The 24,086-nt window shown below is 39.5% G+C and carries 18 protein-coding genes and 1 riboswitch; of the genes, 10 read left to right on the top strand and 8 right to left on the bottom strand.

Annotated elements, in window-relative coordinates; all coding sequences use genetic code 11:
* Positions 1 to 367: 367 nt before the first annotated feature.
* From ACOH2D_RS08805 to ACOH2D_RS08775, 7 genes are all read left to right on the top strand, one after another.
* A complete protein-coding gene (locus ACOH2D_RS08805) occupies positions 368 to 1,876 on the top strand; it encodes a sodium:solute symporter family transporter (protein WP_449534996.1) in 1,509 nt (502 codons plus the stop codon).
* On the top strand, positions 1,851 to 3,353 hold the full coding sequence (locus ACOH2D_RS08800; protein ID WP_449534995.1) for a class I adenylate-forming enzyme family protein: 1,503 nt from the start codon (positions 1,851 to 1,853) through the stop codon (positions 3,351 to 3,353). Before ACOH2D_RS08805 ends, ACOH2D_RS08800 begins: the two co-directional genes overlap by 26 nt.
* Positions 3,353 to 4,297, top strand: a complete 945-nt coding sequence (locus ACOH2D_RS08795) for an alpha/beta fold hydrolase (protein WP_449534994.1) — start codon at positions 3,353 to 3,355, stop codon at positions 4,295 to 4,297. The genes ACOH2D_RS08800 and ACOH2D_RS08795 overlap by 1 nt, the downstream gene beginning before the upstream one ends.
* The gene (locus ACOH2D_RS08790; protein ID WP_449534993.1) at positions 4,294 to 5,709 is read left to right on the top strand and encodes a hypothetical protein; all 1,416 of its coding nucleotides are present in this window, start codon (positions 4,294 to 4,296) and stop codon (positions 5,707 to 5,709) included. Before ACOH2D_RS08795 ends, ACOH2D_RS08790 begins: the two co-directional genes overlap by 4 nt.
* Positions 5,710 to 5,866: 157 nt before the next feature.
* Complete coding sequence (locus ACOH2D_RS08785) at positions 5,867 to 8,335, top strand: TonB-dependent receptor (protein WP_449534992.1); 2,469 nt, start codon at positions 5,867 to 5,869, stop codon at positions 8,333 to 8,335.
* A 29-nt stretch (positions 8,336 to 8,364) separates the two neighbouring features.
* The gene (locus tag ACOH2D_RS08780; RefSeq protein ID WP_449534991.1) at positions 8,365 to 9,147 is read left to right on the top strand and encodes an alpha/beta fold hydrolase; all 783 of its coding nucleotides are present in this window, start codon (positions 8,365 to 8,367) and stop codon (positions 9,145 to 9,147) included.
* Positions 9,140 to 9,910 carry a 3-hydroxybutyrate dehydrogenase gene (locus ACOH2D_RS08775; RefSeq protein WP_449534990.1) on the top strand — a complete coding sequence of 257 codons (771 nt, stop codon included), beginning with the start codon at positions 9,140 to 9,142 and terminating at the stop codon, positions 9,908 to 9,910. The genes ACOH2D_RS08780 and ACOH2D_RS08775 overlap by 8 nt, the downstream gene beginning before the upstream one ends.
* An 809-nt stretch (positions 9,911 to 10,719) precedes the next feature.
* Here ACOH2D_RS08775 and ACOH2D_RS08770 read toward each other — a convergent pair.
* A complete protein-coding gene (locus ACOH2D_RS08770; protein ID WP_348037284.1) occupies positions 10,720 to 11,463 on the bottom strand; it encodes an arylesterase in 744 nt (247 codons plus the stop codon).
* A 25-nt stretch (positions 11,464 to 11,488) separates the two neighbouring features.
* On the opposite strand from ACOH2D_RS08770, the gene ACOH2D_RS08765 reads away from it, so the two are divergent.
* From ACOH2D_RS08765 to ACOH2D_RS08755, 3 genes are all read left to right on the top strand, one after another.
* On the top strand, positions 11,489 to 12,178 hold the full coding sequence (locus tag ACOH2D_RS08765; protein WP_348037286.1) for an ABC transporter ATP-binding protein: 690 nt from the start codon (positions 11,489 to 11,491) through the stop codon (positions 12,176 to 12,178).
* Between the two features lie 41 nt (positions 12,179 to 12,219).
* Positions 12,220 to 14,715, top strand: coding sequence for an ABC transporter permease (locus ACOH2D_RS08760; protein ID WP_449535034.1), 2,496 nt, complete (start codon positions 12,220 to 12,222; stop codon positions 14,713 to 14,715).
* A gap of 184 nt (positions 14,716 to 14,899) precedes the next feature.
* On the top strand, positions 14,900 to 15,592 hold the full coding sequence (locus tag ACOH2D_RS08755; RefSeq protein ID WP_449534989.1) for a hypothetical protein: 693 nt from the start codon (positions 14,900 to 14,902) through the stop codon (positions 15,590 to 15,592).
* A gap of 1,025 nt (positions 15,593 to 16,617) precedes the next feature.
* On the opposite strand, the gene ACOH2D_RS08750 is transcribed toward ACOH2D_RS08755, so the two are convergent.
* The 7 genes from ACOH2D_RS08750 to ACOH2D_RS08720 all read right to left on the bottom strand — a co-directional run.
* On the bottom strand, positions 16,618 to 17,910 hold the full coding sequence (locus ACOH2D_RS08750; RefSeq protein WP_348037292.1) for a Na+/H+ antiporter NhaC family protein: 1,293 nt from the start codon (positions 17,908 to 17,910) through the stop codon (positions 16,618 to 16,620).
* 53 nt (positions 17,911 to 17,963) lie between these two features.
* Positions 17,964 to 18,060: riboswitch (SAM-I-IV-variant riboswitch) on the bottom strand.
* Between the two features lie 205 nt (positions 18,061 to 18,265).
* Positions 18,266 to 18,823 (bottom strand): REP-associated tyrosine transposase, encoded by a 558-nt coding sequence (locus tag ACOH2D_RS08745; protein ID WP_348037294.1) that lies wholly within the window; start codon positions 18,821 to 18,823, stop codon positions 18,266 to 18,268.
* Positions 18,824 to 18,879: 56 nt separating this feature from the next.
* Entirely contained in the window at positions 18,880 to 20,049 is a 1,170-nt protein-coding gene (locus tag ACOH2D_RS08740; RefSeq protein ID WP_449534988.1) for an ABC transporter permease, read from the bottom strand.
* A 3-nt stretch (positions 20,050 to 20,052) separates the two neighbouring features.
* The gene (locus tag ACOH2D_RS08735; protein ID WP_449534987.1) at positions 20,053 to 21,012 is read right to left on the bottom strand and encodes an HlyD family secretion protein; all 960 of its coding nucleotides are present in this window, start codon (positions 21,010 to 21,012) and stop codon (positions 20,053 to 20,055) included.
* Positions 21,013 to 21,031: 19 nt separating this feature from the next.
* Positions 21,032 to 22,405: a TolC family protein gene (locus ACOH2D_RS08730; RefSeq protein ID WP_449534986.1), complete on the bottom strand. Its 1,374-nt coding sequence runs from the start codon at positions 22,403 to 22,405 to the stop codon at positions 21,032 to 21,034.
* A gap of 388 nt (positions 22,406 to 22,793) precedes the next feature.
* Positions 22,794 to 23,351, bottom strand: coding sequence for a Crp/Fnr family transcriptional regulator (locus ACOH2D_RS08725; RefSeq protein WP_449534985.1), 558 nt, complete (start codon positions 23,349 to 23,351; stop codon positions 22,794 to 22,796).
* A gap of 185 nt (positions 23,352 to 23,536) precedes the next feature.
* On the bottom strand, positions 23,537 to 24,086 hold a 550-nt coding region (locus ACOH2D_RS08720), incomplete at its 5' end, for a type 1 glutamine amidotransferase domain-containing protein (protein WP_449534984.1).

Below are 24,086 nucleotides of genomic sequence, written 5' to 3'. Positions count from 1 at the left end.
AAATCTGAAATGGCATCCACTACCATCATACTGAATATTGTGATATTACAGTTTCTACTTCCAGCATTATTGTCTTATTTCTTTTATTACTTAATGAAAAAATGGAATTGGATTAAAGCTGGCGATTTGAAAATATGAGGTTTTTGAAAAGAAACTTGCCCTTGTTGGTTTTTCCACCAACAACTTTCTAAAATTCACTTCCCTATAATTAGTTTATATAGTAGTCATAGTTATTATAAGTATTGATATCTCTATGTTTTACATATATTTACTTAATTCCAATCCATAGTCACACCCTAAGAATCACAAACTATAGGAACTATAATAACTTAAAGTTTGTTATTTGTTTTTAAACAACTTCATTCCAATGATTGCATCAGATACTTTAGTGACTTATATGTGGGTTTTATTAGCGGTTTACGCTGGTGTCATTTTATTTTTCGTCATTCGTGGTGCTCGGAAAAATAAAAACATTCAGGATTATGCGGTTGGTAACATTGGTTTTCCGTCTTGGGTGGTCGGTTTGTCGTTAGCGGCTTCCATGACCAGTGCAGCAACTTTTATCATCAACCCGGGGTTTATAGCGCTCTACGGGATTTCAGGGGTTATTTCTTTTGGTTTGGTAATGCCCATTGCGGCATTTGTGTCGTTGATTGTTTTTACTAAAGGTTTTGCCAAACAAGGAAAGGCAGTGAAAGCAACCACCATGGCGCAGTGGATAGGGAAGCGGTATGACAGCAAGAACTATTCATTTTTCTTCGCTATTGCCGCACTTTTGCTCAATACTTTTATTGTGTTGATTAACGTCGGGTTGACACAAGTCATCTCCAAATCACTTAATGCCGATCCGTTTTATGTATTGATGGGCATTACCGCCTTTGTATTTGGCTATATGATGTTTGGTGGCGCAAATTCCATGGTGTATACCAATACGATTCAGGCGATTATTATGGCCATTGTGGCGATTATTTTGATTGGATCTGGCGCAGAATATTTTACCGATGGCATCACTGGCTTTATGGCTAAACTGAACGCGATTGATCCGAATTTGACCAAAGCGACCAATCCGTCCAGCTTTCTGTTTCGTGATTATTTCGAAATTATATTTACTCAGATTGTTATTGGGGTGGCCATTGTTTGTCAGCCGCATATCATTACAAAATCCTTGTTGCTCAAGGATTCGAGTAAAGTGAATACCTATTTATTTAGTGGGATTGCGTTCATGGTCATTTTCTTTTTAGTGGTTATTGTTGGCTTGTATGCACGCCTCAGTTTCCCTGATTTTATGGTCAACGGAAAAGCCTTAAAAATGGACGAAATTATTCCAACCTATGTGGTTACCAAATTCTCGGTAGGAGTAGGCTTGGTCATCGTTGTGGGATTGATTTCGGCGGGACTATCCACTTTAGAAAGTTTAATTCAGTCCTTGTCCATCACGATCACTTCCGATATCATCAATCCGTTGTTTAAGAATAAGTTTACGGAACAAACCATTACCATTAACAAAATGGTCATTGTGGTATTGGCCATTGTGAGCTTTTTATTAAGTTCGAATCAGATTAAAAATCCAGCGGTGAGCGTGGCTATTTTCGCCCAAAATGGCGTTTATGCCTATTTTGCAGCAGCTTTTGTGCCGGTGCTTTTCGGAACATTTTTAAAGCATGTGTCTACGCGCTCGGTTTTTATTGCGAGCATCACAGCCATTGTCGTGCATTTTGGTATATATTACGGAAGGATTACGCCTTATATGCAAGAACCTGTGAACAATCCAGGAGTTTCTGCAGCGATAGGGATTGTAACTTCGCTTATTGTAGGTTATATATTTTATAAATTAGACGAAAAGAAACAAATTGGACACACTCGATTGGACAGCTAAATGGGCGGATTATACGCCAGATAAAATTGCCATTACATCGTATGACTCGAATCAAAGTTATACGTATAGTGATTTAAATAGCTATGCCAATCGGTTAACGAATAAGTTTGCGGAGCTTCATTTGGAAGAAGGCGACCGAATCGCTGTTTTGGCCGAGCACAGTTTGGACTATATCGTGCTTTTTGTGGCTTGCCAACGGATGGGCATTGTGATCGTGCCTTTAAATTATCGGTTGTCTCTAAAGGAAATAGCAAATCTGATCATCGATTGTACGCCAAGTTTATTGATCTACAATGAAAATCATCACCACCAAGTTGAGGAATTATCACTTCAAAATCTAACGACGGTTTCTTTTGATAGCCTAAAGCAGGTTTATCAAAAGACAGAAACCCCAGCAGTTAAAACCTTTCAGATCAAAGCGGATAATCCCTTGTTTATATTCTATACCTCGGGAACGACTGGCACTCCAAAAGGCGTCATCTATACCAACAAGATGTTATTTTGGAACAGCTTAAACACCTCTATGCAATTGGGGATTACGTTCAGGGATTCCACAATCAACGTGCTACCACCTTATCACACGTCGGGCTGGAATATTTTTGTGACGCCCTTATTGCACAAAGGTGCGCACATTGGGATGTTGGAAAAATTTGATGCCGATAAAACATTGTGCTTGTTGGAACTCAACAAAACCACCTTGTTTATGGCCTTGCCTACGATGTTATTGATGATGCAAAAGTCTGCCGTTTTTAAGGACGTCAACCTGAAAAAGTTGCGCTATATCATTTCTGGCGGCGAAAAAGTACCGTCTGAACTCGTGACCTACTGGAAGGAAGAGAAAAACATTTATATCCGACCAGGCTATGGTTTAACGGAAGCTGGGCCGAGCATCACTTCATTGCATCATAAAATGGCCGAATTAAAACCAAATTCCATCGGGAAGCCCAACTTTTATTTGGATGTAAAAATCGTGGATAAAAACGGAGAAGCTGTCAAGGCCGACGAAGTAGGCGAGTTGTGCATTAAAGGCGACATCGTAACGCCTGGCTACTGGAACAATTCAGTTAAAACGAGCACTAAAATAAAGAAAGGTTGGCTTTTTACGGGCGATTTCGCCTATTATGATGCGGAAGGTTTTCTGTATATGAAAGGCCGTAAAAACGACATGTATATTTCTGGAGGCGAGAATATCTATCCGCAGGAAATAGAAACACAACTCGAAAATTTGGAGGACATTACTAAAGCTGTGGTTTTAAGTGTGAAGGATGACAAATGGGGAGAATGTGGCATCGCCTTTGTCGCCACCGACAACAAACAGCTTTCGGTAACAGAAATCCGAGACTATTTAAAAATAAATCTAGTAGCATTCAAGCATCCCAAATATATTTTTATTTTAGATGAAATCCCACTCACAAGTTTAGGTAAAGTATCCCGGAAAAAGCTCTTTACTTATTTTAACGCCATAAAATCAGACTAATGAAACACTTTAGCTTTTTACTCATTTTCATCCTATTTAAAACGGCTGTATTTTCACAAAACCACCAAAAAACCATGAAAGAACTGCTTTCAGACTACGAATTTAAAACCTGTACGACCACTTTGGACGGATTGGAAATAAGCTATGTAAAAGAAGGAACAGGACAGCCAACCTTGCTGTTTGTGCATGGTTTAAGCAGCAACTCCGATGCTTGGTCAAAAAACATTGCCGTCTTGAAAAACGATTATACCTGTATCGCTTTGGATTTGCCAGGCTATGGAAAATCATCAAAACCTGATGCCGATTATACCGCTTCGTATTTTGCAGAAATCATCCATCAGTTCATCCAAAAATTGGAGTTGAAAAACGTGGTTTTGATCGGACATTCGATGGGTGGACAGGCGAGTGTTAAGTTGGCAACCACTTATCCTCAGGATATTCAAAAGCTGATTCTCGTGGCACCTGCTGGATTGGAGCAGTTTTCTGAAGCGAGTGCTGGGGTCATGAAATCCTTTTTTACCGTAGCCTCGGTTAAAAACACCACGGATGCGCAGATTGAGAAAAACTATGCTTTAAATTTTTATGTGCAGCCCGAAGAGGTTTCCAAGATGATTGAAGACCGAAAACAAATCAAGGAAGCGTCAGATTTTGACGCCAATTGTGAAGCCATCGTAAAAAGTGTTTCGGGGATGCTCGATGATCCTGTTTATAAGGATTTGGAGCATATCTCGCAACATACACTCGTCATTTTTGGCGTTCAGGACATGCTGATTCCGAATCGCTATTTTAATCCGACCTTGACGACCGTGGCGGTTGGAAATATCGCCTTAGAGAAAATTAAAAATTCGAAATTGGAATTTATAAAAGATGCCGGACATTTTGTACAGTTTGAAAAACCAAAGGAAGTTAACGCCCTCATCCAGAAATTTGTAGATGAGAAATGAAAACAAAGCTTAAAAAATTCACAGAGTTTAGTAAATCCATTCTTCCAAACGAAGCCAAATACCTCGAAACGCAATATCAGTTTGTAGAAGATGAAAAGCTTCAAATCATTCAGTTGGTCATCGCCAATGCCTTGTCTCAAAACGCGCCTAAAGATTTTGATACCAGCATCGATAAGCGAAAATATTCCTATATAAAGGATTGGGTTGAAAAGAAATTGGAAAGTATCGATGTGGACGCCAATATTAATTGGATCATGTCTTTAAACCAAAAAATCCTGACCGATGCGATTGCTTCCGATGAAGAACGCCAATTCCTGAACTATATCGCATCGTATAAAACGATCGACTTTAGCTTTCACAACCTCTATGATCTTGCCAAAGAATACAAATCCTATCTTTTGGTACGGATGCGGTATAAGGATCATCAAATCGTGGCCGACTTTATAAAAACCTACAAAGCGCATTATAATAAAGTACATGAGATCAAAGAAAAGCTCTACGATGCCACCACTGAAATTACCAATCAATATACCTCAAACAACAACGAAACCAAGCATTTGGAAAAGTGGCTGTTAAAGGTTTTTAAAGATGATTCCATCAACGGGAAGAATAGGTATCAGGCCTTTGTTTTGTTGGCTTTTATGTACACTAATTATAATGAAAACGTAAAATTAAAAGCGCTTTTTGACCAAATTGATGTTTACTTTAGTGAAGGTTCCATGTACTCCAGACGTTTATTATCTAATTATTATGCGAATCGGGTTTTGTTGCATTCCAAACAGGATGAGTTTAAGGAAGCTGAGTTTTATGGCTATTTGTCCATCCGTCAGGACAACAACGACACCTTGATGTATTTGAATAATTTGGTGGCGATTTTATTGCGAAATAACAAACCCGAAAAAGCCTTTTCCTTATTGGAAAAGCACAAGGATCTGTATAAGGAAACCCATAATTACCATCAAAAAATCGGTTATTGTTCGTACCAAATCCGCGTCTTATCTGAACTTCAAAAAAACAGTATAGCCGAAGCAACCGCCAAGACATTTTTGAGAAAATACAAAAATGAAGTCCTCAAACACCGTTGGCATCACTTTTTTACGTCCTATATCAGTACCCTGATCGCCCAGGAAAATTACGAAGAAGTGCTGACAATAGCTGCTAAATTCGACCTCATCGAGAAAGAGAAAGAACGTCAAAAGCAAAACAACTATGTTCCTAATATCTCATGGAGCATTTCCTTGTCCAGATATATGGAAGGCAAGATCAATTCCACGCGATTATTGGATGAAATTAAAGCACCCATCATAGGGATTCAGGCGACTACCAATCAAAAACAATTGATGATCAAGGTCATTGATAAGCTTTCTAAAAATTTACCTGAGGCTTTTTTAAAACTAAAGTCATACATATAATTTTTAAGTATAACTTGTTGATTAACAGTATATTGTGATTCAACATGTTCGTAAACACCTATAATAGTCACACTTAAAAGCTTTAGTTTTCACAAAGCATGGTCTTCTAATTCATAATAGATTGCCGTATAAATAACTCAATCAATATTTCTTCATTATGAAAAAACTACTCTTATTATTAACTCTTTTCGGTTCTTTTTTGGTCAACGCACAAGACACTGGGAGTATCAGTGGATTAATTACAGATGCGAAGGGGATGCCTTTATCTGGAGCAACTGTATCTATTAGAAGTTTAAATAAAGGCGCCATGACTGATTTTGACGGTCGCTATTCTATTGAAAGCGTTGCTGCTGGCACTTATAATGTGGCGGTGTCCTACATTGGTTACGAAACGTCGACCAAAAGTGTTATGGTAAATTCTGGCCAGACGACAAAGCTAGATGCGTCGTTAAAAGATTCAGATACCGTTTTGGATGAAGTGATCTTAACGGCCAATAAAAAACCACAGAAAATTACAGATGTACCAGCGACGGTAAACGTTATTACTGCGCGAGATATTGAAGAATTCCCAAGCTTCAACATTGGCGAGTTGGCTGCAAGACAAAAAGGGGTTGATTTTGTGAGAGCTGGTGTTTTAGGTACTGGTATCAATATTAGAGGTTTTAACTCAGCATTCAATTCAAAGAATTTACAAGTTACGGATGATCGTTTATCTACATTGATTGCCACGGGATTACCTATGGGTTCTTTTACCACCATTTCTAAGGATGATATTGAACGTGTTGAAATCCTTCTTGGTCCAAACGGAACACTATACGGGCCGAATGCACATAACGGATTGGTAAGTACAATCACTAAAAACCCAAGAACTTCTGAAGGAACAACGTTTGCAATAGGCGCAGGAAATCAAAATGTATTCACAGGACGTGTCAGACATGCTCAAATCATTGATGATAAGTTTGCCTACAAAGTTCACTTTGAAAGAGCTCAAGGGACTGAATTCGATTATACGGATTCAGTTTATGTAGGGACAAAAGGTTACAAGGAGTTGGATTTAGATCGTGATTTTACCTCGCAAAAATATGGTGCTACCTTAAACTATAAACCAACCGAAGGTTCTGAGCTTACCGGATATTATGGTCACAGTAACAGTAGCAATATTGGAGTAACCAGTGCGGGTCGCAATCAAATTAAGGATTGGAGAATTACGGAAGCGCAATTAAAATTTGTTTCTAAAAACTTTTTCGCAAATACTTACTACACCTGGAGTAAAACCGATGACACTTATGCTATGAACCAGCGTACACAGAATTATGTGTCGTTTATAAACAATGGTTTTTCTGAGCAAGAGGCAAGTGAGCGTTCATATTTGGAACAATGGTTTCAATTAGGCCAAGGTCAGGGCAATGGGATCGCATTGCAGCGAGGCGCATTGTTTGTGGATGATTCTAGACGATTTAATGCAGAAGCCCAGTATAATAACAATTGGGATGATTTCTATTTAACGGCAGGTGCACAATACCAAAAAGACATGGCAGACTCCAAAGGGACGTATCTTTTGGATGAAGGCGGAATCGATTTAGGACAAACAGGCGTTTATACCCAATTGGAATATAAGTTAGAAGAAACCGGTTGGGGATTCTTGGCAGGTGGACGTATAGATAATCATGATTTATATGGCACCAACTTTATCCCAAAATTAGCGATTACCAAAAAAGTTAATAATGGAACTTTCAGAATTACCTATGGAAAAGGTATTGCAGTGCCATCAATTTTAAATCTAAAAGGAAAACTATTCGGAGGATTGGTATTAGGTAATGGTGAAGGATTTACATTGGCTAACGGTACTAAAATTCCTAGGTTGGATGTAGAGACCATCAATTCATACGAAATTGGATATAAAGGGAAACTGTCTGACAAATTGTTTATTGATACGAACGCTTATTACAACGTCTCTGATAATTTTATCAGTCCATTGGTTAACGTTGCCGCTAGCAGCCCTGTAACACATGTAGGAGCTAAACCAATAGGAGATGTTGTTCCAGGAAGTAATGGTGCGCTTGTCTTAACCTATTTAAACTTTGGCCATGTGGATACTTACGGATTTGATGTTGGATTCAATTATTATTTTAATGATAGCTTCAGAGGTGTTTTTAACTATTCCTACTTTGGTCGTACACTTGATTTAAATGATATGGCAAATGATGGAAATTTAGATGGTATCGTATTAGAAAGTGAATTGCCTATCAATACGCCAAACAACAAATTCAGCTTAGGACTTCATTACAATAAAGGAAAGTTTTATGCAGCTGCTTATGGCCGTTATGTACAAAAATATGATTTCTTCTCAGGGATCAATGTTGCTGCAAAAACACAAGATATGAATGGCGATGGGGTCAATGAAATTGTTGAAAATGCACGTGTTGGAAGAACATGGAACTACGGTCAGTTAGGTGGATTCACGGTAGATGCCAACGCAGGTTATCACTTTAATGACAACTTATCGTTAGGTGTTAACGTTACCAACTTATTCAACGCTGAAATCAGAGAGTTTGTGGCCTCGCCAGTCATAAGCACATTGGTTTCTTTTGAATTAAAGTATAACATCAACTTCTTTAAGAAATAAATATCACAAACCAATTAAGTTTCTATACCATGTCAAAAATACATGTTAATAATATTGAACTTGATTATGAAGATCATGGCGACGGAAAAGTGCTGCTCATGCTTCATGGTTTGGGATCAACAAAAAAAGATTGGGACTCACAAGTCCCTTTCTTTTCTAAGAGATATCGCGTCATAACTTTAGATTTGAGAGGTCATGGCAGTTCTTCAAAACCAGCAGATGCTTATGGTGTCGAATTGATGACCGAAGACGTCAAGGCGTTTTTAGATCAATTAAAAATCAAGAAAGCAACATTGATCGGCTTTTCAATGGGTGGTGCCGTAGCGTTTCAGATGGCTGCCAGCTATCCAGAATATGTCGATAACCTAGTGATTGTCAACAGTGCCCCTGATTTTAATGCTATGGGCAGCATTGGCGAAGAGCTTTTAAAAAACAGGACCGAATTTTTGGAAACCAAAGGTTTAAAGCCATTGGCCAAGGAAATTTCGTTTAATATGTTTCCTGAAGACCATCAATTAGATTTAAGGAATGCCTTTGAAGCGCGCTGTAAAGACAATGATTACAATGCCTATTACAAATCCTTCGTGACCTTAATGAACTGGGGCTTGGGACATGATTTAGAAAACATAAAAGCAAGAACCCTTGTCATCGGTTCCGATATGGATTATACACCTGTGGCCTTTAAACAAGCCTATGTGAATCGGATGCCAAATGCCAAATTAACCATCATTGAAAACTCCAGGCACGGTGTGGTCATTGATCAGCCAGATGCATTTAATGTTGCACTTGAAAAATTTTTAGAAGATGAATAAAACGGTTTTAATTACAGGAAGCACCAGCGGTATTGGGTTGGCTATAGCCACACAATTTGCGAAGGAAGGTTATAACATTATGTTTCATGGCTTGGAATCCAATGGCGACGAGATTGCTAAATCAATAGGAGAGGAGAACAACGTAAAAGTAGCTTTTTCCAAGGCGAACTTATTACAATCAGAAGCTGTTGAAGGTCTAGTCGCGGAAACCATTGCAACGTTTGGGGATCTTCACGTTTTAGTCAACAATGCAGGGATCCAGTTTGTGTCGCCTATTGAAGATTTTCCAAATGATAAATACGAAAACATCATCGCCATCAATATGAATGCTTTTTTTTATGCCTCGAAAGCAGCTTGGAAACAGATGAAAAAACAGAACTTCGGACGTATTATCAACATTTCCTCCGTTCACGGTTTGCGCGCTTCCGAATTTAAATCGGCGTATGTAACCGCAAAACATGGCGTAATAGGAATGACCAAAACATTGGCATTAGAAGGTGCACCGTATAATATTACTTGTAATGCTATTTGCCCAGGTTATGTAAAAACGCCTTTGGTGGAAGGTCAGATTAAAGACCAAGCCAAAGCCCATCATATGACCGAAGCAGAGGTCGTTGAAAAAGTGATGCTCTCCAAACAGGCCGTCAAGCAATTTGTGCCCGTAAAAGCTATTGCCGACATGGCGCTATTATTAGCAAAAGATACCTCAACAACCATCACAGGAACCTCATTTGCTTTGGATGGCGGCTGGAGTGCGCAATAACGGCTGAGCCGAATTTGAGTATTAAAAGAGAAATTGAATTATTTAATAGAGACTCCCTGAAGCGATAGCTTTGGGGAGTTTTTTGGTTATAACCCTTCCGTCTTTTGCTATATTTAAAAATAAAGCTCAAACCAAACTTCTCCTCCTTTTGAAGGAGGAGTGGCTTCTGTTTCAGGAAAGAAGCAGAAGACGAGGTGGTTTTTAAAATTTTCTGAAGTGTGAAATTATAATTTAAAACCCTTCCGTCTTTAAGCTCTATTCTGAGCTTAAATCCACCTTCCCTTGAAAATAAGGGAAGGAGCTTTGTGATTTGGCAACATTCAAAAATAGAGATTCAAACCAAACTTCTCCTCCTTTTGAAGGAGGAGTGGCTTCTGCTTCAGGAAAAAAGCAGAAGACGAGGTGGTTTTTAAAATTTTCTGAAGTGTGAAATTATAATTTAAAACCCTTCCGTCTTTAAGCTCTATTCTGAGCTTAAATCCACCTTCACTTCGACAAGTTCAGTTACCGAAGGCAGGAGCTTTTTGACTCGGCTATTTTTAAAAATAGAGCTAGAATCGAGTTGTTTTATAAATATAATTAATCCACTCTTCGCGGAACTTTGGGTTTCCTTTGTGCAACTTTGTGTCATAACTTCTAAGTCACAGCTTTAAAGAACCCGAAAACTTATTACCTCCATCACTAACACCCAGTCCAAATCCAAACTTCAAAAACCCGCCCGTACAAAAAAGTACGTTCGGGCAAGTCAACAACCCGCCCGTACCGAAAAGGCACGTTCGGGCGGGTAGTTAATCTCCAATCCTAAAGTCTCAATTTAGCAAAGGTTTCAAAGTCTCCCAAACCGTCTCCGCCACAATCTTATGCCCTTCAACATTCGGATGAATTCCATCGCCTTGATTTAACGTCGGAATCCCCCCGACATCTTTCAACAGAAAAGGGATGAATTTTAAGTTATTCTTTTTCGCTAAATCCGCAAAAAGCTGTCTAAATTCATTGGTATAGGCTTGCCCCATGTTAGGAGGCAATTCCATACCAGCAAGAATAATGGTGGTCTTCGGACTTTTTTCTTTAACCACATCAATAATCGCCTGCAAATTAGCGCGCGTTTCAGACAAGGCCACCCCACGCAACCCATCATTCGCGCCAAGTTCCAACAAGAAGATGTCCACGGGTTGTTTCATGATCCAGTCAATGCGGCTTTTCCCGCCAGCCGTGGTTTCCCCACTGACGCCCGAATTAACCACCGTATAATTCAAGTGTGAGGAATCAATCTTTTGTTGTAAAAGCGCAGGGAAGGCTTCGGTAGTATCGTCTAATCCATAGCCAGCAGTAATGCTATCGCCAAAGCACAAAATAGTTTTGTTTTTGGTTTCTGGAGTTACAGCTTCTTCGGTTTGTTCCACAGCTTGTTGGTTTTCAGTTGGTTTTTCAGTTTTCGTATCGCCGCAGGAGTAAAGAAATAGCGGTAATATAATATAACAAAACTTTAAGAGTTTAGGCACGGTTGCGGTTGGTAGATATGAATGCAATTGATTATTTTCAGCCTTGGACATAAGTCGCTTTTTAAATTAAAATTACATGTCAAAGATATTAAAGATTACCGGGTTGGAAAAGACATATCTCAGTGGTAACAAACAATTAACCGTCTTACACGACATCTCTTTTGAGGTTGAAAAAGGCCAAACCTTTTCTATCGTCGGCCCGTCAGGAAGTGGGAAGACCACCTTGCTGGGCCTATGTGCCGGATTAGATCAGCCAAATTCAGGTAGTGTCGAGTTATGCGGACAGGATTTGCAGAGCTTAAATGAAGACCAACGTGCCCAATTACGCAATAAGGAAGTCGGATTTATATTTCAGAATTTTCAATTATTACCTACGCTGACGGCATTGGAAAATGTTAGTGTGCCGCTCGAATTGCAAGGCGCTAAAGACGCGACTAAGAAAAGCAGAATCCTATTGGAAAAAGTAGGCTTGAAAGATCGCGAGCATCATTATCCGTCGCAACTTTCGGGTGGCGAGCAGCAGCGTGTGGCCTTAGCGCGCGCTTTTGCAAATTCGCCGTCAATCTTATTTGCGGATGAACCTACGGGCAATTTAGATCAGGAAACCGGCGAAAAGGTCATTCAGCTCTTGTTAGATCTCAACAAAGAAAACGGCACCACTTTGGTCATCATTACCCACGATTTAGAATTGGCCAATAGGACGCAACAGATCCTGAAACTTAAAGGCGGAAAAATAGTAACTAATGAACTGACTTCTGTACTGTGAAGAACTCTAATCCTTCCTTACAAATACCTTGGCTCTTTAAAATGGCTTGGCGCGATGCCAAAGCCAGCAAAGTCCGGCTGCTCTTATTTATGGCCTCGATTATTCTGGGCATTGCGGCTGTGGTATCCATCCAATTATTCAGCACGAATTTAAAAGATAACATCCAGCGCCAATCCAAAACCTTGATGGGTGCAGATTACATCATCAATTCCAGACAAGTACCGACAGCGCGTGGACAAGCCATCATCGATTCGTTAAGGCCTGCCGCTTCTGAAGTCAACTTTGTGTCCATGATTGCTTTTCCAAAAAATGGCGGCACCAAGTTAGTGCAGGTGCGTGGCTTGGAAGGTAACTTTCCGTTTTATGGGAAGATGGACACCAATCCATCCGCCGTAGCAAAAACCTATCAAGCCTCAGGAGGTGCTTTGGTGGATGCGACCTTGATGTTGCAATTTGATGTCCAGCCAGGCGATTCCATAAAAATAGGGGAGTTGACGCTTCCCATTGCCGGCGCTTTAAAATCGATTCCAGGCACTTCAGCGATTTCGAGTTCTGTGGCACCGCCCGTTATTATTCCGAAGCGTTTGCTCGATGCCACGCAATTGTTGCAGTTTGGAAGTCGCAACGAATATCAGTATTTCTATAAGGTATCGGATACCGTTAACTTAAAACGTCTTGAAGACAAGGTGCAACCCTTATTGGATGTCGATAATGCCAATTTAAATACACACCTCAACGCCACCAAAAGCTTGGGCAAACGTTATGACAATGTGGGCAAGTTCTTAAATCTGGCCGCTTTTATTGCGTTGTTGTTAGGTTGTATCGGTATCGCCAGTTCAGTGCATATTTATATCAAAGAAAAACTACGCGCCATTGCGGTTTTAAAATGTATGGGCGCGTCCCGATTGCAAAGTTTCCTGATTTTCGGGATTCAAGTAGCAGGGATTGGAATTGTGGGTGGTCTTATCGGATCGCTGATTGGTGTTGGCGTTCAAGAGTTGTTCCCATATCTTTTGAAAGACTTTTTACCGTTTACACTACAGATTACGATTACCGCACAGCCTATTTTCATTGGGGTATTCCTCGGTTTGTTTATGTCTGTTTTATTTGCGCTCTTGCCTTTATTGCGTACTTGGTATGTTTCGCCTTTAGATGTGCTACGGGTGGATGACAACGAGGCTCAAGAACCAAAAATGATATGCGTTTTAGTCTTTATAGGGATTTTAGTGTTTCTGTTTTTATTTGCGCTCTGGCTGATTGGGAATGCCCTATATGCCTTGGTATTTGTCGTGGCAACCGCGCTGACTTTTGCTATTCTAGCCGCCGTCGCTATTGGATCTATAAGCGCCATTAAACGCTTTTTTCCAAAACACTGGAGTTTTACGGCACGCCAAAGTTTGCTTAACCTGTTCCGACCAAACAATCAAACGGTGGTATTAATTGTGGCCATTGGTCTGGGAACTTTTTTAATCAGCACCTTGTATTTTACCAAGGATATGCTGCTGGCAAAAACAGAATTATCCGAAAGTTCTGAAAAAGCCAATATCATCATCTTGGATGTACAACCGCAACAGACCGCGGCCGTGGCTCAAAGTATTGTTGCCAATCACTTGCCTGTGCTCAATAATATTCCGATGGTTACCATGCGGATGCAGAGCATCAACGGAACGACGGTCAATGAGCTGCGTCAGGACAGCACGCGACAAGTGCGGGGTTGGATCTTGAATCATGAATTTAGAACCACTTATCGGGATGCGTTGACCGATTCGGAAGAGTTGATAGATGGGAAGTGGACTCCGCGTTTAAAACCTGGCGATCCAGTGGTCATTTCGATTTCTGATAATCTCGCGGCAGATGCCAAACTCAAAGTGGGCGATCCGGTGGTGTTCAATGTGCAAGGCGTGTTGATGCCGACCACGGTAGGTAGTATTCGTAAGGTCGATTGGGCCCAAATGCAGATCAACTTTACCGTCGTCTTTCCTGACGGCGTACTTGAGCACGCCCCGCAATTCAACGTTTTTACGACTAATGTACCCGACGAAGCTAGCTCCGCAACCTTGCAGCGGGATTTGGTTTCCAAATATCCGAACGTGACCATTATTGATTTGCGACAGGTGTTTAGCCTCGTGGAAGAAATCTTGGATCAAGTGTCGTGGGTTATCAATTTCATGGCGTTTTTCAGCATTCTTACGGGAATCATCGTTTTAATTGGTTCCGTCCGGACGAGTAAATACCAACGCATTAAAGAAAGCGTGTTGCTCCGAACTTTGGGTGCCAAAAACTCCCAAATCTTAACAATCTCCGCTTTTGAATACGTCTTTTTAGGATTATTAGGAAGTTTGGTTGGGATTGTCCTGGCCTTATTGTGCAGTTTGGGCTTGGCCTTATTTGTATTTAAAGAACCTTTTATCCCGTCGTTGATTCCATTTGTGGTGTTTTTACCGGGGATTACAATCTTGGTTTTAGCCATTGGACTGAGTAATATCCAGAGTGTTTTAAGAAGTTCGCCGTTGGAAGTGTTGCGTCGTGAAGGGTAGTTGCAGTAGGCCGCCAAGTTAAAACCGACTTATAACGAAAAGACTTAAGAGGTATGACCTTCATTTTTTGTCAAAATAGTATCTTAAAGTAAATAATAATTAGTCATATGTCCTAGGTCAACCAGTCCTAAGTCAATTCCAATGTCTATAAAAAATCTTAAACTAATTTCAAACAACCAACAAAATGAAATCAATTAATCTAATAATTACCTTTTTAATCCTCATGCTGACCATTTCCTGTGATGAAAAGAAACCAAATGTCTTAGCCATCGATGTGCTGCTGACACTTCCTGCGGATGTTTACGATCAAGCCATTCAATTAAATCGTGCGATCCTTGAAAAGAATCCTGATAATTTGACGCTGGACGAGAATCATATCCCGCACATCACGTTGTTGCAGTGCTATATTGTAGAAAGTGATTTACCTAAAGTAGAGCAATTATTAACCGGCCTCTATAAAACGATAAAAAAGGACAGCTTGTTCGCGAATGAACTGCAATACAATAAGGACAAGACCGAAAGTTTCGCGTCCATAGGCATTGAGAAAAGTAAAGCGCTTATGACTCTTCACAAAAAGACCATCGCTCTTTTAGAACCATATATCATTACCAAAGGCACTCAAGAAGCCTATGTGCAAAATGCCGATGGCACGCCGATAGATCAATTTACCATAGACTATGTACCCAAGTTTGTCAGTCACTACAGCTATGATAATTTTAATCCGCACATCAGCTTGGGGGTTGCTAAAACCACTTTGTTAGATAGTTTAGAACAGAACACTTTTCGCGCTACGAAGTTTCAAGCCACGGGCGTTAGCGTTTATCAATTGGGGAATTATGGGACGGCTAGAAAATTGCTTTGGGAGGAAGCGGAATAGGGGAATGTTGAGGATGGGTAAATTTGATTTTCTTTCTTGAAGTGGCTAATAAAGCACTTTGGAAGTAGATAAAACAGATAAATACCTAGGAAAGTTAAATATGCTTTTCTGACCTTTTCTAACTAAGAATAACCATCGTTATACTCGTGCACTATTAGCGATATATCTATATGAAACCAACTAACTCATAAAATCAGCCACAGCGTTCCGCCACATACAAAGCCAAAGCAATAAGGAATTTTATTAGCCACAGGGTGGCATAATATTAATATCGGTTAGTATGAGCGATTTTCAGAAAGGCTCAACGATAATGTGAGGTAAAGAATGCTTCCTGTAAATTAAACTAGTGTTTTTTGCTCTTTAACAGTTAGAATAACTCCGAGTATTAGAAAGGTTAGGAAAACAGTATACAGCACAAAAAACGTCGTGTGAATTGAGGTTAATAATATTCCCAATGCTAAAAACATATGTAGACATGAGCTTATAATAATTCCTACTGTTCCGATGGTAAAAAAAGGATGAAAATTTTTCATGATAATTTACTTATTATGATTAATATTTTGGTTTTTAAATTATTCTTTGAGATGGCAGTATTCTTTTAGTTAGCGCCCGCTGTGGCTCGTATGATTCGAAAGGTGTTGCTGTTAACATGACGCCGAACTTTTTCTTAATCCTGGTCTTCTTGGTGTCAACGCCATGTCAAAATCTTGTAATAAAAAAAAATATGTTTTTCTCTATTTTCGTCCATTATTCTTCGTCCGTCTCCAATAAAAATATAAGATGATAATAACAATTGGCAGAATAATAAAGACAATCACATCAAATGGTGTTGTAAAATCAAGAGGAATATCATCTGCAGAATTCGGTGTGCCTGTTGGGGATTGTAGAAGTAATGGATATATTGAATTTACCATAGTTAAATTTGAATATTAATAAGTCAATTTACGAAATAATTTTCTTAGTCTGTTCTATAAAGCATCTATAAAAACCATAAGTTGGCTGGAGTTTTCGACTCGTGTTAGTTTTTAAACTTGAACCTCTTTTTTAAACGCAATAAACAGGATAGTAGAGACCAAAAGCAATACCAAATACCACGCATTTCCCACCAAATCAAAGTAGCTGAGGTTTCCTTTGGCAAAACTTAAAATCATTAATACTTGCGCGCCATAAGGTAAAAGACCTTGGGTAATACAGGCAAAAATATCTAGAATAGAGGCGGTGCGTTTATTTTCCAATCCGTATTCGTCATTTATGGATTTTGCAATAGAACCGGAAATAATGATAGACACGGTATTATTGGCAATGGCCATATTAATGCTAGAAACCAGAGCTGCAACCCCTAATTGTGCGGACTTCTTGTTCTTTATCAAGGTTTTTATTTTGGTTAAAATAAATTCAATACCTCCATTATAAGCCACTAAAGCTGCCAAGCCGCCAGTTAATAAAGAAAGAAGAAATATTTCGGTCATGCTGGTAAATCCTGTGTAAGCTAATTGTGTAAATTCAATAACTGAAAAGTCGCCATAGAACAAACCTAATAAGCCTGCCGAAATAACACCTAAGACCAAAGTCGCAAATACATTTATCCCGATGACGGATAATGTAATCACTATCAAATACGGCACAATTTTTAGAATAGAATAGGTATAGGTCACTGTTTCTGAAGTATCCGTTTCCAAATGTAAACCCTGATAAATGAGAATGCCAATCGTGGCCAGTGCTGCGGGTGCGGCTATCTTAATGTTCGCTTTAAATTTATCGCTCATATTTACCCCCAAAGATTGTGTGGCTGCAATGGTGGTGTCGGAGATGACCGATAAATTATCACCAAACATAGCGCCGCCCAATAGTGCGCCGCATAGAATACCAAGCGAAAAATCGGCAGCCTCGCCGAAACCTATAACAATGGGTATCAGGGCTACAATAGATCCCACTGAAGTTCCGGTAGATACCGATAAAAAAGCGGCAATTACAAAAACGCCCACATAAATGTATTGGATATTAATGAGATCCAATCCCAAGTGCACAATGGTATCTACGCTGCCAGTGGCATTTGTGACGGTGGCAAACGCACCGGCCAATAGGTAAATCAAGCACATGGTCAGGATTTTACTGTCGCCACAGCCTTCTAAAAGTATATCGATCTTTGAGTTTATGGATTGTTTAAACATCACAAACGCTACAATAATCCCTGCAATGACAGCAATAGGAGCAGGGAGCGCATAGAAATCATTTTGAATGGTACCAACACTTAAAAAGGTGATGATAAATACAAAAAAAGGTACTAAAGCTTTAAAACTTGGTGTAATCTTTGTCATGAGTCTTGTTTTGCAGAACCACAAAAAGAGTATCGCAGCAAATATTTAGGAAGATAGGCAACGTTTTTTCCAAAGTATTTGGCTTATCGATTTCAGCACCTTGCTCGTTTTGCAGGTTGCTATCTCTTTTGAAGATTCTTGATAATTAAGTGTGCAAAACTAAGGGATTTTATAGTATTAAAAGACAAAGTTGAGGTTTTTATTTACGCTAACACGAGCGGGACGCTCGCGCTAGCTATAAATTAACGCTCGCGCTAGCCTTTATAGATAAAAAATAAATTATCTAAAATCTGTTGGCGCGGGCGTCCCGCCCGTGCCCATTATAAACAATACTAAATTTAAAAGAAGTACAAAGTCATCCAATAAACCCAATTTCGTCGATTGGAATAACTGCATCGAGTTCGACATAATTTCGAGCACTACTGTATTTCCATCCCCAGGGTTCAGTTACTAAGCCTGCTTTTACAGGATTCTTGTGGATATAATCAAACTTTTGCTTTATTACTGGGGTACTACATAACTCTATAGGCTGGTTGTTTTGTTGCCAAAACTGATATTCTTTGACATTGCTGTTCTTTTCGCCTGCCTTTTTAAACATCTCTAGCATCCATTCGCGTCGGCTCTCCTTAGGATATTCCTTAATATTTGCAATCATTTTCTTGGAAGTAAAACCTTTAAAATCTCTTAACAATCCACCCGGATCTTCGTTTTTATCCTGAAACAAAAGATGTACATGATTTGGCATGATACAGTATGCAAATAATAACATTCCTTTGTGGTTCCGACAAAAACTTAGGCTGTCCGTGATGACCTTGAAATGAGTTTCACGCGTAAATACAGCAACCCAATTGACTACGGCAAACGACACAAAATAGGCCGCAGAGGGATTATTAAACTTATACTTTCTACTCATGGCTTTAGGTAAAACCTAAAGATATGACAAAATTGGTTTGGATTTTTGGATTTACGCTAGCACGAGCGGCACGCTCGCGCTAGCGTTTTATTAATCTTCAATTGCAGCAATATGACCATTGCTATAAATGCAACGCCAATGATTAACGACAAAATGCCTATTTCATGAGATATCGACGCTAAATCGCCACCATAAAAGGCGACTTTTCGAAATCCGCTTAAGAACTGAGTTACTGGAATGAATTGTGCCACATTGGTAATTAGCGAAGGAATCGCTTCTGTTGGCCAGGTAAATCCACTTAAGATAAAGGCAGGCGTGGAGATGACCATTAATAATTCGGTGGCTTTCAATTGGCTCGGAATGGCGATCGAGAATAGCATCCCAATGCATATGGACGCCAAGGTTAAAAGCACGGTTAATACTAACATCGGGAAATTTAAAATGTCGGCAGTTATCTTGAAATAAGAGAAGAATGACGCAACAATCAACCACATGAATGGTAGCATGATCAAAAATGGGGTGGCCTTCAATAAAATAAGATACAACGACGACCTTTTGTTTTGCACCAGCGTCGCAAAATATCCATCTTCATAATCTCTTGAAAACGCCAAGGCCATGGCTAAAAATATGATCTGTTGCATAATCGCCGCCAAAATACCCGGTAACATAAACGTGACATAGTTGCCCGCTGAGTTGTAGAGTTTGTTGAAGTTAATTTTAAAACTTTCGTAAGACGCTTTGGCTTGATCGGGATGCATACCCTGTTTTTTAAGGCCTTCCATTTCGAAGCCAGCATTCATGGTCATCAACACGACATTGATATTATTACTGGCGGTATTCGCATTTAAAATATTCGCCATATTCAAATCTACACGAATTTCAGGATGTCTTTTTTGTAACACATCTTTTTCAAATCCTACAGGCAAAGTAATGACTGCGGCGTATTGCTCAGTAGGCATTTCGGCGACGATATTACCAGGCGTTGACCGAACGTCTACCACTTTCAAGCCTTCATTATCTTCAAAAGCATCAATGATTTTGTCGGTGGTCGGGGTGCGATCCTGATCGACAATAACAATGGGTAAGTTCTTGACTTTTGCTTGTTGGTACACATAACCAAACAAAATACCATAGCCAATTGGGGCGCCAAAAAAGATAGCCATCAAGACGCCATTTGAAAAAATACGCTTGAATTCTACCTTAACTAAGCTTATGAAATTTTTCATGGGTTATTGTTTTATAAGAATCGTCGCGTTGGTATAAAATTTTTGCTTTGACACATCTCCTGTTGGCACGACTTTCAATTCATAAATGGACTCAGAGAGCTCATATAAAGGCGATGTACTCGTGATATCCGCATATTGGGCCAATTGTTTAATGGCAACAATTTTAGCAGGTATCTCTTCTTTGGTATATGGATTGACCAAGGTCAGGGCTTTGCCCACTTCATAATCATATATTTTTGATTCCGGAATGGTAAATCTGAAATAAACACTGTTGCTTTTATAGCCATTAAATAGCGTGTAACCAGGTGTAAGCAATTCACCTTCAGCTAAGCTGATGGTCTCTACCGACATATCCGCAGGCGCTATAACATATTGCTCATCGGATGCCGAAAGGACTTCTTTTTTAGCACCCAGTGCACGGTCCAATTGGCCTTTGGCTTGGTCTATTTGTTCAGAACGGGTTCCTTTTTTGACTTCATCACGTTTGGCTTGCAGTCCTGAAACTTGGGCTTTTGCCATGTTGAGTTTCATTTTTACTTCATCAAATTGCTGTTGGCTTACCAAAGAATCCTGAAACATGTTTTGAAGTCTGTTGTATGATTCCTGGGCAAATTCCATTTGTGCTTTTGCTGAATTTAATTGGCCGTCAATCTGGCTCAATTGTTCTGCGGTTGCACCATTATAGGCCATGTTCAATTGACCTTGGGCAGCAGTAATGGCTCCTTCGGCTTGCATCATTTTTGCGCTCACTTCGGGAATGTCCACTAACGCTAGCGTATCGCCTTTTTTGACTTGTTGGCCTTCTTCGACATAGATTTCAGCAATCCGTCCGCCCAATTTACTGCTGACGGAAATGGTTTCAAATTTCACTTTTCCACGGTTAGGTGTGATCTGTTCGTTTTTACAAGCATTTAATGAGAGCAGAGCAAAGGCAGATAAAACGAGGTGAGTATATGTTTTCATGTTGTATTATTTTGTAGAATTAGTAAGTCAGAATTCCTTTAGCGTGCAGCAATTCGGCCACAGCACGGCGTTGGTTAAAATAGAATTCCTGTAATTTAAAGTTAGCTTTTTCAACATCATTCAATGCATCAAGCACATCATTGATGGACGCCAGGTCGTTTTTATATTGTTTGTTGACCAGCTCATAGGTGTCGTTGGCAAGCTCAATTTCCTTTTCAACTATTTTGGTGTTTTGTTGTGCCGATTGGTAGGACAATTCCGCTTTAATGACGCTCAGCGCAATCATTTCTTCGGCATCTTCAATCTGATCTCTGTATTTCTGACTTTCTAAGTGCGCTTTTTTACTTTTTAAATGGGATTGATTTCCGTCAAAAATGTTCCATCGGATACCAGCGCCAATAAACCATTTGGGATCTAACAGTGATAAATCATCCTCAATAAATTCATAATGGCCTTTGACCGCCACTTTCGGAATAAAATTACTTTTCGCCATTTTGGCTTGATAGAGGGTTGCTTTTTCAGCTTCTTCCAAGGCTTTAACTTCGTTGCGTTTTTCGGCAGTGGCAGATTCAGCAACTGAGAAGGATTGCAGCTGAGGCTCCAGCAATCTCAGATTCTCTTTTGGTTCTCCAGTAAGTTGGTGGAGCACCTCAATCAGCAAAATATTGTTGTGTTCGAATTCCAATTGTTTCGCTGCTAATTGCTGTTGTGCCAATTCGATTTTCTTCCGACTTATGGGTGTGGCTAATCCGTTTTCAATGGCTTTTTTTACATAGAATACTTGTTCGTTTAAGTAGTCTTCTGAAGTGGACAACACTTTTTTAGAGGCCTGGACCAATGCTAATTTATCATAAGCTTCGATAATTTTCAAGGCTATTTTATCTTTTTCTGCTAGGCCGACGTAGTTCAGTGAGGTTTCTTTATGCTGACTTGCTTTCAAGGCGTTAGTGGCTTCTAGTCCGCTGAATAACACCCAATCCAAATCGACGGACGATTTCAAAATGTTTTTGTTCTGCAGATTTGGAACATCCGTTAATGGAATATTATCAGGAAAAGGAGCGTTGAACGGCAAGCCTATGGCATCCTTAATGACCAGTTTTTGAGTGGCGATCAATAAGTTTTGAGTATCCTCATCAAAGGTAATATCATCGTTCAGTCTGGTAAAACTTCCATTTAAAGTGATTTTCGGCAAGAATACCGATTTAGCCAATTGCTGATCTACTCTTGCCTGTTCGGCATCCATCCGATTGCTATTTAATTGATGGCTTTTGTTCAGTCCTTTATGAATTAAATCGGTCAACACCGGATCCAATTGCTGGGCTGTGATTACAGTCGGCATGGAGATGGTAATGACGATCAGAAGCATTTTTAGGGCTACTTTGTTTAGGTTCATTGTAGATAGTTTTATAAATACAAGGCAAAGATATTACTAAAAGGGACGATTTATTTTGACATAGGTCAAAAAATAGGGAAATGGATTTTAAGAGGGTAGTGGGTGGTGAGTAGTTAGGAAATGTGATTGAAGATTAACGATTTTTGAAGTTATGATTTGGAAGAATTGGTAGCTATGAAAGGTTATTCAAAAACATTTGAAAATTGATTTCAAGAATCAGCGTAATCTGCGTGAAACATCTTGGGTAATTAACAAAAGGGTAGTAGTAGGAATTAGGGATTAGTGTGACGTTGTAGCACAGAGTTTTGCCGAGAAAACACAGGGATTCACAGAGAAGTAATGATATTTAGGTTGTGGCGTTGGAAATTTATAATTTGGTGCTTGGGAATTATTTTCTGATCCTACTTAAGGTTTCTTGAGTCATTCCTAAGTAAGACGCGATATGACCTAACGGCACTTGGTAGGCAATATCTGGGAATTCGGTAAGCATATAATCGTATCGTTCCTTAGCTGTTTGAAACTGAATGGCATTGAGTTTATTGCCCAATTTTGTAAGCATTTCAACAGTAACAAGTCGACCCAATTTTTCCATTTTATGGTATTTGGCGAAGAGCTGATCGAGGTCTTCCTTTGAAATACTGTATAACACCGAATCTTGTAGCACCTCCAGATAGTATAAACTCGGTGTTTGCTGAAAAAAGCTATCGACGCTGGACATGAATTTTCCAACCCCAAAAAACCATTGCGTAATATCCTTGCCGTTTTCATTGAGATAGTAACTTCTGCCCATGCCTTGTTCAACAAAATAGAGGGATTTACAGACTTCGCCTTGAGGAACTAAAATCTGATTATTTGCCACAGATTCCTTCTTGAAATGAGAAATGATGTCGTTTAATTCTTCTGTTGTGAATGGGACTAAAGTGCTTAGGAAGTCGGTAATATTCATAAATTCGTGGCTATTGTGGAACTGTTGAAGTTTTTTACAATATAGGTAAAAAACTAGAGTGCATTACTAATGAAATTCCAAAATGTAAATTTCAAATTCCAATGGAAAGCCTGCTTTTAAAGGATGTTTAAAACGGAAAAAGGCTGCCCATATCGAACAGCCTTTTAAATAGTTGTAATTTTAAATTAATTCAAGTTCTCCAATAATTTTTCGGCAACCAACTCAGAAGAGGCAGGATTTTGACCTGTGATTAAATTGCCGTCTTGAATGACATAAGGTTGCCAATTATCAACATTGGAATAAAAAGCACCATTCTCAATGAGCATATCTTCGACTAATAAAGGCACAACTTCCGTTAATCCGACCGCCGCTTCTTCTTTATTAGAAAATCCAGTCACTTTTTTACCTTTCACTAATGGATTTTTATCGGTGCCTTTAACCCCTTTTAAGGCTGCTGGAGCGTGACAAACAAAAGCAATAGGTTTGTTTTGACTGTTGAACTTCTCGATCAAGGCAATCGAATTTTTATCGTTTGCTAAATCCCATAACGGTCCGTGACCACCTGGATAAAATACCGCATCAAAATCGTCGGGATTCATATCTGCCAATACTTTGGTGTTCGCTATTAATGCCTTGGCTTCACCGTCTTCGTTGAAACGCTTAGTTGCTTCTGTTGCAGCATCTGGCGTAGCGCTACTTGGATCAATAGGTGCAGCGCCACCTTTTGGCGTAGCA

The organism is Gelidibacter sp., from assembly GCF_053579655.1.
Note: the sequence above shows the minus strand (reverse complement) of the source record. Positions and strands in the feature narration are given on the sequence as shown.